Origin of the sequence: Campylobacter lari (assembly GCF_001017575.1) — a bacterium.
Lineage (GTDB): Bacteria > Campylobacterota > Campylobacteria > Campylobacterales > Campylobacteraceae > Campylobacter_D > Campylobacter_D lari_C.
In genome coordinates, this window is sequence record NZ_CP011372.1 from 1,340,193 (window position 1) to 1,352,031 (window position 11,839).

An 11,839-nucleotide genomic window follows, 5' to 3' on the forward strand; every position below is an offset into this window, starting at 1 on the left:
TTTTTATAGTATTTGGGCTTCTTTGCTCTCATTTATTGAGCAAAGTTTTATAATATCTCCCTTTTTTAGTTTTTCTAGAGAGATATTTTTGCCATCTTTTTGTAAATTTATCAAATTTTTACTTTTATCAAAGAAATTTTTATGTTGAGTTAAAAGTTCCTCAAAATTATCAAGCTTGTTTTCATAATTTAATAATTTTAAATTTAAAACGCTCTTTAGTTGACTTTGTAAAAAATCAAGTTTTTGTTTTCTAAGAAAAAAAGCATTTTCTAAAGATTTAGCTTTGGCTAAATTTTGCAAGTGATCAATTTTGTTTTGATAAAACTTAAGATGATTTAACATTTGGTTTTTAAAACGCATAGCAAGCTCATCAAGTCCTTGTTCTAAGCTGAGTTTATTTGGAAAAATCATGTCAATAGCCGCACTTGGAGTTGGTGCTCTTAAATCTGCTACAAAATCACTAATAACATAATCAATCTCATGTCCAATAGCAGAAACAACAGGTGTTTTTAAAGAAAAAATACATCTTGCAAGTTCTTCATCATTAAAACAAAACAAATCCTCTCTACTCCCGCCACCTCTTGCTAAAATAATCGCATCTAAATTATACTCATCAGCTTTTTTTAAAGCATTTATCAAAGAATTTGGAGCACTTTGTCCTTGAGTGAGAGCATTAAAAATAGTTATTTTACAAAGATTGTATTCCTTTTGTGAAATTAGCTTTAGCATATCTTGCAAAGCTGCTGAAGTAAAAGAAGTGATTATGCCTATTTTTTTAGGAAATTTAACAATGCTTTTTTTAACATTTGTATCAAACAAGCCTTCTTTTTCAAGCTTTTCTTTTAGGGCTAAAAATTTAGCTTCTAAATCCCCAAGGCTTGTTTTTTGCATACTTTTAGCGATAAATTGATACCTACCACTTGCTTCATATAAACTCACATAACCTCTAAGATCGAGCATATCACCAACCTTAGGTTTAGCTTGAACAAATTGATTAAAGCCTTTAAACATCACACAAGCTATGCTTGATTTTTCATCTTTTAAATCAAAATACCAATGCCCTGAACTATGAATGGTAATTTTAGAAATTTCCCCACTAAGCTCTATATCATCAAGATGAAATTCTAATAAACTTTTAGCCTTTAAATTAAGTTCTGAAACTTTCATTTTTTTCTTGCAATAAACATAGAGCAAACACCAAAACTAAAGCTTTTATACTCTAGCATTTCAAAATGCCCACTCAATTCTTTAATAAATTCTTCTTTGCTTAAAAAATCTTCTATAGAATTTGGTAAATACTCATAAGCACTATAATTTTTACTGATAAATCCACCCACTTTTGGCAAAATATTTTTTAAGTAAAAATCTCTACAAGCAGCTATAAAACCACCCTGCTCTCTTTTAGCAAATTCAAGTACAAGTAAAATTCCATTCTTTTTTAACACTCTTGCAAATTCTTTTATAGCTTCTTTTCTATCTACCACATTGCGTATACCATAACTTATACTTATGATGTCTGCACTTTCATTTTCAAGTGGAAGTTCTTGTGCTTTTGCTTGCACAAAAGTCGCATCAGGGATTTTTTTCTTAGCCACTTCAAGCATACCCGCACTTGGATCAACCCCTTTTATGCTAATGATATTTTTATTTGCCCTTAAGGCTTGATTTTGCCATTCTATAATCATATCGCCCGTACCACAAGCTACATCAATAATATCAAGTTCATTATTAGAAAATTTAAAAACATCCAAACAAGCTTTTTTTCTCCAACTCACATCACTTCCAAAACTTAAAATTCTATTAGCTTTATCATAAGTTGGCGCTATATCATCAAACATTTTAACTATTTTTTCTTGTTTTTGCATGTGTTTCCTAACTATATATTTTCAATTTTTTAATGCTTTTTTCAATTTGTTTTATTATATTTTCATCATATGAAATTTGCTCTAAATGATTATATTCAAAATAATTTTTTAGTTTTTCAATACTTTTTTCTTCAAACATAGTTGTAAAATAGCATAATAAAAATTTTATTCTTTCTATTTCTTCTTCAAGATTTCTTTGAGATTTTACAATTTTTTTCTTTAAAAAAACTAATTCTTTTCTTAGTTTAAAAGCTACTTGAGACTTTAAAATTTTATTTTCTTCCCCTTGATAAAAATCACAATCATTCTTTAAAATAAAATCCATATCAAGAAAAACGTTGTTAATTTTTTCATCACTTAAAATAAAAATATACTTTTCTAATTCAAATTTATAATTTTTATCGCCATATACTTGTTTTTCTAAATTTAAAATATAATTTTGAAGCTTATTTTGAATACTTTTTTCAAAAAGAGCACTGAAAAACTCAAAGAAGATACAAATTTGCCTAAGGCTTATAAAAAATTGCTCTAAACTTTCAAAAGTCAATTTTTGTAAAAAATTTAATCTATCATTTTTTAATCTTTTTAAAAGCACAAAAAGTAAAATTTTACCCGCTTCAAAACTTTGAATTTGACTTGGAAAATACAAACTAATGTCTTCTTGCTTGTCTAAAATTTTAATACATTTTACACTATCAAAGGTCTTTGAAAAATCTCCATATAATGCTAAATTTTTACTATAAAAATTTTCATCATCTGTGATTTCTTTATAGCTTTGTAAAAAATGGGGTAAATTAAAACATCTTGCTTGTTCAAAAGTAGAAAAAATAACTTTTAAAATAATTAAATCTTGCAAATTATTTTTAAATTTATAAAGAAAAAACCAAATACCATTAATCTCAAAACTAATTCTAGTTTTTTTAATGATACCCCCTATAGCATTTTTACTTTGGCATTTAAATTCTTTTTTAGAGAGTTTATGAGTTTTTTTATCTATAATATCGTGTAGTTTATAAAGTGAAAATTGATGATAACTTTGATTGATTTTTTTATATTTAATATCACAAAAAGGACTTATACGCGTAAAAAAAACGCGTATTTTATCCTTAGAATAAGCAATTTTTTCTTCTTTTAAAATTTTTATAAAGTCATCATTTTTGAGTAAAAAGCGTCTTTGGACTTCACAAACCATTTTATTTTTTACAAGCTTTACAACCATTTACATGGGCAAAAACACCAAGATAATCAATAATATTACCGATTTTTTTCTCGAGTTCTTCTTGGTATTTATTAAGCCCACTATCTTCATAACACACATCTTCTATATGATTACACTTACTACAAACTACATGAATATGTGGATATTCATAAATATCATAACAAGTTTTTTGATTTGGAGTGTTAATTTCTACCACCAAACCTTGCTCTTTTAAGGTGTTTAAATTTTTATATACCGTAGCCAATGAAATAGAAGGATACTCTTCCTTAATACTTTCATATAAAGATTCAATATTAGGATGTTCATGGCGTTTTAAAATTTTCAAAATACAAAGTCTTTGTGGAGTAGCTTTTAAATCACAATTTTTAAGCATTTGAATAAGTTCCATAATAAATTCTCCAATATTTTTTAATAGTATAACGCTTTTATTATAAAAAAATAATTATATTAAAAGATATTTTTTATCCTTTAATAACTTTTGATTTTTTTACATAAAGAATCAATATCAAGCTCTAAAAATTTCTCCACTTCATTTGTTTTACCGTGAGTTATGAATTGATCTTCAAATTCAAAACTTACTAGTTTTATATGACAAAGTTTTTCTTTTTGTAAAAAATTTGCAATTAAACTTCCCACCCCGCCTATCTTAACACTATCTGAAAAAACAAACCAAGCTTTTGTGTCTTTTGCTAATTCTTTTAAAAGCTCTTCATCTAAAGGTTTTGCAAAAATCAAATCTATTAAGCTCGCATAATCTAAACCAAGTTTATCTAAAACTAATTTTGCCTTAGCTACACCTTGACCAAAACCTAAAAACACTTTATCGCTTTGTGTTTTAGATAAAATCTGAGCTTTTGCAAGTTTTATTTCGCATGGTTTAAAATCATCATCTAATAAAAAATTACCCCTAGGGTAACGAAAAGCAAAAACACCTTGATGAAAATAAGCATATTCCATGATTTTTTCCATCATAGCCTCATCTCTTGGAGCCACTAGAGTAACGTTTGGAATAGCACTTAAAAAACTAACATCAAAAACACCCTGATGTGTCTCTCCATCTTCTCCTACAATTCCTGCTCTATCCATAGCTATAACTACGTTTAAATTCATAATAGCACAATCATGAATTACTTGATCATACGCCCTTTGCATAAAAGTACTATAAATTGCTATAAAAGGTTTAAAACCTTCTTTGGCCATAGCCGCCATAGAAGTAACTGCATGTTGTTCTGCAATTGCAACATCCCAAAAGCGTTCAGGATATTTTTCCATTAATTTATCAAGTCCAGTTCCACTTGGCATAGCAGCAGTTACACCCACTATATTTTCATATTTTTGAGCTAAATTTAAAAGTGTATTTGAAAAAATTTCTGTAGCGCTTTTTTTGCTTACATTTGCTTTTAAACTCTCCCCGCTACTTCTATCAAAAGCACCTACCCCATGCCATTTAGCATTTTTTCCCTCAGCTAATGCATAGCCTTTGCCTTTGATAGTTTGCGCATGCACAACGCAAGGTTTATTTATAGCTTTTGCTTGATTTAATGCATTAATAACTTCATTTAAATTATGTCCGTCAATAGGTCCAATATATTCAAGCCCTAGTTCTTCAAACAAAAGTCCAGGTGTAATAAGTCTTAAACCCTCTTCAAAACGCTTTGCCATATAAGAAGCACCTTGAGGAAAGTATTCTAAAAGATTTTCTATGCGTTTTTTAAATTTTTGATAAAACTGCGTTGCCATTGCTTGAGAAAGGTATTTTGAAATAGCCCCAATTGGCCTTGAAATACTCATTTCATTATCATTTAAAATGATCACACAAGGATATTCTCTATCACCAAGCTCATTTAAGGCTTCATATGCCATACCCGCACTTAGCGCTCCATCACCTATTAATACAACAGGCAAGCGGTCTTCTTTTTTTAATCTTATAGCCTTGCAAGCTCCAACCGCTAAAGATATAGAAGTACTTGAATGTCCTGCTACAAAATAATCCCCCTCATCAGGCTTGGTATAGCCACTTAAACCATTAAACTGTCTTAGAGTGTGAAAATTATTTATTTTACCACTTAAAAGCTTATGCGGATAAGATTGATGTGAAACATCAAAAATAAAAGGATCTTTTTGTGCATTAAAAACATAATGCATTCCTATGCTAAGTTCTACAACCCCTAAATTAGAGCTTAAATGTCCACCATTTTTACTTACTGTATCTATAATAACTTCACGCAAATTATTAGCTAAATTTTCTAGCTCTTTAATTTGCATATTTTTAATATTTAAGTTATTTAAATCTATCATTCATTAACCATATTTTTGATTTTTTGCAAACGATTATTAAGGTTTGACTCTATATTGCCTGCATCACTTAATATTAAAATACTCCCCTTATTAATCGCATCATCAAGACTAAATTTGATATTACTTTGCTCTTGTAAATGTGTTTTTACATACTCAAAATCATCAGGATTTAGCTTTAATTCTATCTTAGTAGCATTTTTAAGCTCACTCATAAGTTCTTTTGCCAAATTTAAAGCTATAAGTGAAGAATTTTCCTCAAGTTCTTTTGCAATCACCTCTTTTGCTATAATCACAGCAGTATCAGCTAATTCTTTTTCATTTTTAGATAAAAACTCATTTAAATTTTGTACTGTATTTTCAAGCTTTTCTACACTTTTTAAGTATTTTTCTTTTAAAGCTTCTAATTCACTTTCAAAATTTTTTTGAGCTTGCTCATAACCTTCTTTGGTAAATTTTTCTTTTGCATGCTCTAATTCTGCATTTAAGCGATTGTTAAATTCAGCTTCTTGACTTTCTATTTGCATTTGTAACTTAATGATATTTCCTGACATTTCATCAGTTTTTTTAAGTAAATCTTCCACAAAATCAGGTTGGATTTGTGGTTGTGGGGCTTGTGGGATAGTTTCTACTGTTTGATTTTCTACTGCTTGTTGAGTTGTATTTTGGACAGGAGAGACTTGATTTATAGTTTGAGTTTCTTCTTGTTTTTGTTCCTCATTAGAAGACATTTCGCTCATAACTTTAAAATGATAACCCTCAACTACATGAGCAGAAATGTTTTCAGGTGAAATTACATTGGTTAATTTAGCCATAATCTTACTCTATCATCTCATCAGCCTCACCCACTTGGATAAGACCTTGTTCTGCAAGTTTTTGCACCACTTCTACAACTTTTCTTTGAGCCTCTTCAACATCTTTTACACGCACAGCACCCAAAAATCCCATTTCTTCTACAAAGGCTTCAGCAGCACGCGTAGACATATTGGACATGAATTTTTGTTTTAAATCCTCGCTTGCACCTTTTAAACCTATCATCAAATCACGCTTATCAGCAGCTTTTAAAACTTCTCTAATCGCATTAGTGCTAAGTTGAGAAATATCATCAAAGGTAAACATTAAATCTTTAATGGTTGTAGCAAGTTTTTCATCACTTTGCTCAATATAAGAAAGCGTTGTTTTAGAGGCTTTTTGACCCAAGCGATTAAGCACTTCAGCAACCGCTCTTGGACCACCCACTTCAACCTTATAAGAAGTAAGACTTTCAAGTTTGCTTTCAAGCACTGCAGATACTCTTTTGATGATTGAAGGTGAAATATCTCCAAGATTTGCCATTCTTATTACAACCTCAGCTCTTAATTCATCACTAAAATATTCCAAAGTTTCAGCCGCTTGAGTAGTATCCATATGAGCTAAAATTAAAGCTATGGTTTGAGGGTGTTCTTTAATGATAAAGTCAGCAAGCTGTTGTGGTTTAATTTGAGAAAGATAAGCAAAATTTTGGTTATTTTCCATACTTTTGGTAAGTTTTTCCAAAATTTTATTGGCGATTTCAGGACCAAAAGTTCTAAATAAAATTTCTTTTGCATATTCCAAACCACCACTTTTTAGATACTGGTTTGATTGTAATAAAGTATAAAATTCCTCAAGCACTGCAGTAGCAACTGGTTTGTCAACATTTTTTGCTAAAGCAATATAGCGAGAAATTTCAGTGATGACATTAATATCCATATGAGAAAATAAAACTGTTGTTACATCTTCTCCAAGTTGAATTAAAAAAATTGCGACCTTTTCTGGCATAGAAAGGTCATCATAGACCATTTTTTGTTCTTCACTAAGCTTTATCATCAGATATCCTTCTCACCAAATTCAGCTTCATTTTCAACAAGTTTTTGTAACAATAATGCCACTTCTTCACCTTTTTCATTAGCCACTGCTCTTAATTTTTCAAGTAAAACATCATATTGAAGTGCATCTTCATCAAAATTATCTCCGAAACCAAGTTGTTCTTCAACTTTCTTACGCGCAGCATTGAATTTTTCAATAGCATCTTCAGCATCATCAATAACTTGTCCATCTTTACCTTCCATCTCTTCTTCAAGCTTGATATCTGCAAGCATTTTTTGTGAAAATGGCACAATAACCTTTTTATAAAAGATGAAAAGTAAAATCGCTGCAAAGACATACTTAACAGGTGGAATAAATGGTTCAATAAATCTTGAATAGAAAGTTTGAACCTTATTTTCAACTTTAACTGTTCTATGAAATTCCAAATTATTTACTTCAACCGCATCACCTCTAGCAAGATTAAAACCTATAGCGCCTTTAGTGAGATTTTCGATAGCTTGAATTTCTTTATCACTCAAAGGAATGTATTCGTTTGTGATATTTCCTTGATCATCGGTAATTACTTTGTATTTTCCATCTACTACAACGGCCGCAGAAATTCTTTTAACGGTTGCAAATTGCTTCGTGGTATTGGTGATTTTTTTAGAAATTTCATTATTAGTAGTGGTTTGGTTTTTAGTATAAACCTCGCGCGCGCCTTTATCATCTAAGCCTTCTACAGGACCGATGTTTGAAACAGCGCCTGGTACACCTTGAATTTCTTTATCTTTATAGCCTTCTCTATGCTCTTCTAAGGTTTGCTCACTACGCACGACTGTGTTTGGATCATACACTTCACTTTGTGATTCTTCTTTAGAAAAATCATAATCAATACTAACCTTTGCTACTACCCTATCATAACCACCTGCAAATGGAGCAATGGAAGCAACAATTTTTTGCTCTAATTCGTATTCTTGATCTCTTTTATATTTAATTTGTGCTGCGATTAAATCGCTCTCAAAAGCACCTTCATCATCTAAAGGAATACCTTTTTGATCCATGATTTTTACATTTTCAGGGGTAAGTTTTGTTACTGAAGAAGCAATTAAGTTTTTAATCCCCATAATTTGCTTTTTATTAAGCTTTAAACCATCTTTTATCGTCAAAGCTACCGAAGCAGTTGGTGGAACTTGTTGTTGAGTAAAAAGTGTATCTTTAGCAAAAGCAATATGCACTGTGGCACTATGGATAGGCTCTAAACTTTCAATCGTTCTAGCAAGCTCACCTTCTAATGCTCTTTGATATTTTACCTTTTGTTCAGCTTCTGTAGCTCCAAATTCTTGTTTATCAAAAAGCTCAAAACCTACTTTATTATCTTTTGGCAATAACCCTGCTGAAGCAATAGCTAAACGCTGTTTATATACTTGTTCATTAGGAACTAAAATAGTTCCCTCATCGCGCAAAATATAAGGAACCCCACTTTTTTCAAGTTGAGTTACTATCATCGCTGAGTCGCTAGTATTAGCATTTTCAAATAATACTGAATATCCAGCCTCGCTAGCTACTGTAGAGCCGCTTCTAAAAAGGGTTAAAAATACTAAAAATCCAACTACAACAACAATAGAAGCAGCAATGATAATACGCTGTCTTAAACTTAAATTTTGATAAAGCTGACCTACTTGGTGCAGTATAGTTTTATAATCCATTTATTTCCTACAAACTAAAAATTTTTAGAAAACTCTTCAAAAAACCTTGAATTTTCATACTCTGTACCTATACTTATACGCACAGCATTTAAACCATAACTTTGTAAATTTCTTATTATTATACCGTTTTTAAGCAGTTTTTCAGATAAATCTGTGCTATTTTTTTCATCAAAAAAATAAGTAATAAAATTTGTATAGCTTGGAATGTATCGAATTTTATAATTTTTAGCAAAATCTTCATAAAGTTTCATTTGTGAAAAATTATTTTTCAAAGTTTTTTGCACAAACTCATCATCATCTAATGCAGCAACAGCAGCTTTTAAACTCAAATTAGTCACATTAAAAGGTGCTCTTAATTTATAAAATACATTGATAATTTCCTTGCAAGCTATACCATAACCCACTCTCATACCACCCAAACCATAAAGCTTAGAAAAGGTTCCTAGATATACTGCATTTTGAAATTTATGGATTAATTCTTTAGGATTAATATGCTTTTTGCTATCTTTAAATGAAGCAAATTCATTATAAGCTCCATCAATGGCCACCAAACAATCTTCATCAATTTTTTCTAAAAACTCAAAAACCGCACTTGCGTCTAAACACTCACCTAAAGGATTATTGGGTAAGCATAAAAAGATCACTTTGATTTCATTTTTATGCTTTTGATATAACTCATACAACTCATTTAAATCATGGGTTAAACTTGGGGTTTTATAAACCTTAACTCCTAGTTGTTTTGCATAAATTTCATACATAGCAAAACTAACCCCACATTGCAAATAAGCCTTAGAATGATCAAGTTTTGCATGTACTATATATTCTATGATTTGATCACTCCCACCACCTATGATGAGATTTTCTTTTAAAATATCATATTTTTGCGCTAGGGCTTGTTTTAATTCACTCATAGTATCATCAGGATACAAATGAGCTAAATGTGCATTATTTATGATGGCTTCTTTAGCTTTTTTACTTGTACCATAAGGATTTTCATTACTCGCTAATTTAATAACTTCTTTTAAACCATATTCTTTAGCAATTAAATCCATATCCTTACCACTTTCATAAGTTTTAATAGCTTCTAAAAAAGGATTAAATTTCATTGCTTTCTCCTGATAAATATGATCCAAGCCATTTTATATGCTCGGCTTTTTTTAATACTCTTTGGACATTTTCATCATCAATATGTCCTTCAAAATCTATATAAAAACTATGCACAAATTCTCTTGTTTTTATAGGGCGTGATTCAAGTTTTGTTAAATTTATCCCCTCTTTTTTAAACTCATATAATAAATCACTAAGCCCGCCTGGTTTGTGTGCAGCAAGTGCTAAAATAGAAGTTTTACAATGAGGCATTTGAGGTATTTTTACATCACTTAAAATCAAAAACCTAGTACGATTTGCCAAATTATCTTCAATCGTTTCAAATAATATAGGTACATTATAAAGTTTTGCCGCAATCTTAGAGCAAATCGCAGCTGAAGTGACATCTTGCGAAGCTAAGTAAGCCGCATGAGCTGTGGATTTGCTTGCTACAAATTCTACTTCACTTAAATCATGACTTTCTAAAAAATTTCTACATTGGTTATAGCCTTGTGGATGAGAATATATGCGTTTAATATCTTTTAAATTTTCACTCATACTTACAAAAGAATGATGAATATCCATATAAATTTCAGCAAAAATCTTTACATCTTCATATTTTCCAAGACAATCAAGCGTCACACCCACTGCACCTGCTGTATTATTTTCTATAGGTACTACTCCATATTTTGCTTCTTTGTGAGCTAATTCTTTAAAAACATCTTCTATATTTGCAAGTGGAGTATAACGACTCATAGCACCAAAACGCGTTCTTGCTACTTGATGCGTATAACTTCCCTCAGGGCCTAAATAAGCTATACTTTGAGGCATTTCTAAATTTCTTGATACAGCAAAAATTTCTTGGTAAATTGCTTCGATTGCATTTTGATCTAATAAACCATGATTATAATTTTTAAGTCTATTTATAATAGCTCTTTCGCGCTCAGGTCTATAAATACTCCCACCTAAATTTTGCTTAATAACTCCTATATCTTTAACATGAAGCATTCTTTCATTAAGTAAAGCCAAAATTTTATCATCGATAGTATCGATTTTATTGCGTAATTTTTCTATCTCTTTCATTTAAACCTCGATATGTAGTAATCCTTAATACTATCATATACAAAATTAAGTTTAGTTGTATCAAGACCTTGAGTGTTAGAAATTTTACCGCTTAAAACCAAGGCTGTTTGCATGCCAAGCTCATAAGCACCAAGCAAATCACCTTTAAAATCATCACTAATAATCAAAGTCTTTTCAAAACTCACATTACAATCTTGTTGTTTTAATAAATTTAAAGCACTTTCATAAAAAGCCTTGCTAGGTTTTCCTATCACTTTATAATCAAACTCGCATGCATTTTTAAGCATAGACATAATACTTCCAACGCCTGGATAAAGCCTTGAATTTTTCTTATAAATACTACTTTCATGCATTGCTATAGCTTGCACACCATTTTTAAGATACTCTATCATACTAGCAAAATCTTGAAATTTAAAATCATCATAACTTGCTAGTAAAAATGCTTTTGGATCTTTATAATCAAGCTCATAACCTAACTCTTGAAGTGAATCTAAAAATTCTTTTGCTCCAAAAGCTGCTATTTTACAAGGCTTTAAATGATCTTTTAAAACACAAAAAGGATCGATATAAACTTTTTCATTAATTTCAAAACCCAAATTTTGCAAATAATTTAAAAAATCTAATTTTTTGGTATTATTAGTGATAATCACATAAGGAATTTTTTCTTTATTTAAAGATTTAATGAGTTCTAAAGCACCATTTATAGGACTTTTATCATAATCTGAAATCAAAGTTCCCTGCACATCTAAAAACAACAT

General features: G+C 30.1%; 11 protein-coding genes. All 11 read right to left on the reverse strand.

What is annotated here, in order from left to right:
* Positions 1–3: 3 nt before the first annotated feature.
* A complete protein-coding gene (gene xseA, locus CD56_RS06900) occupies positions 4–1,167 on the reverse strand; it encodes an exodeoxyribonuclease VII large subunit (RefSeq protein ID WP_047208614.1) in 1,164 nt (387 codons plus the stop codon).
* Positions 1,164–1,865: a bifunctional demethylmenaquinone methyltransferase/2-methoxy-6-polyprenyl-1,4-benzoquinol methylase UbiE gene (ubiE, locus tag CD56_RS06905; RefSeq protein ID WP_047208615.1), complete on the reverse strand. Its 702-nt coding sequence runs from the start codon at positions 1,863–1,865 to the stop codon at positions 1,164–1,166. The genes xseA and ubiE overlap by 4 nt, the downstream gene beginning before the upstream one ends.
* 7 nt (positions 1,866–1,872) lie before the next feature.
* Positions 1,873–3,057: a CYTH domain-containing protein gene (locus CD56_RS06910; RefSeq protein ID WP_144411998.1), complete on the reverse strand. Its 1,185-nt coding sequence runs from the start codon at positions 3,055–3,057 to the stop codon at positions 1,873–1,875.
* Position 3,058: 1 nt separating this feature from the next.
* Positions 3,059–3,472, reverse strand: coding sequence for a peroxide-responsive transcriptional repressor PerR (gene perR / locus CD56_RS06915; protein WP_047208617.1), 414 nt, complete (start codon positions 3,470–3,472; stop codon positions 3,059–3,061).
* A gap of 80 nt (positions 3,473–3,552) precedes the next feature.
* Complete coding sequence (gene dxs, locus CD56_RS06920; protein ID WP_047208618.1) at positions 3,553–5,382, reverse strand: 1-deoxy-D-xylulose-5-phosphate synthase; 1,830 nt, start codon at positions 5,380–5,382, stop codon at positions 3,553–3,555.
* Positions 5,379–6,194, reverse strand: coding sequence for a flagellar assembly protein FliH (fliH, locus tag CD56_RS06925; protein WP_039619191.1), 816 nt, complete (start codon positions 6,192–6,194; stop codon positions 5,379–5,381). Before fliH ends, dxs begins: the two co-directional genes overlap by 4 nt.
* A gap of 4 nt (positions 6,195–6,198) precedes the next feature.
* On the reverse strand, positions 6,199–7,227 hold the full coding sequence (gene fliG, locus CD56_RS06930; RefSeq protein ID WP_039619192.1) for a flagellar motor switch protein FliG: 1,029 nt from the start codon (positions 7,225–7,227) through the stop codon (positions 6,199–6,201).
* On the reverse strand, positions 7,227–8,912 hold the full coding sequence (fliF, locus tag CD56_RS06935) for a flagellar basal-body MS-ring/collar protein FliF (protein ID WP_039619193.1): 1,686 nt from the start codon (positions 8,910–8,912) through the stop codon (positions 7,227–7,229). The genes fliG and fliF overlap by 1 nt, the downstream gene beginning before the upstream one ends.
* 14 nt (positions 8,913–8,926) lie before the next feature.
* Positions 8,927–10,018 (reverse strand): histidinol-phosphate transaminase, encoded by a 1,092-nt coding sequence (gene hisC, locus CD56_RS06940; RefSeq protein WP_047208619.1) that lies wholly within the window; start codon positions 10,016–10,018, stop codon positions 8,927–8,929.
* The gene (gene pheA / locus CD56_RS06945; protein ID WP_047208620.1) at positions 10,008–11,081 is read right to left on the reverse strand and encodes a prephenate dehydratase; all 1,074 of its coding nucleotides are present in this window, start codon (positions 11,079–11,081) and stop codon (positions 10,008–10,010) included. Before pheA ends, hisC begins: the two co-directional genes overlap by 11 nt.
* Positions 11,078–11,839: an HAD-IIA family hydrolase gene (locus CD56_RS06950; protein WP_047208621.1), complete on the reverse strand. Its 762-nt coding sequence runs from the start codon at positions 11,837–11,839 to the stop codon at positions 11,078–11,080. The genes pheA and CD56_RS06950 overlap by 4 nt, the downstream gene beginning before the upstream one ends.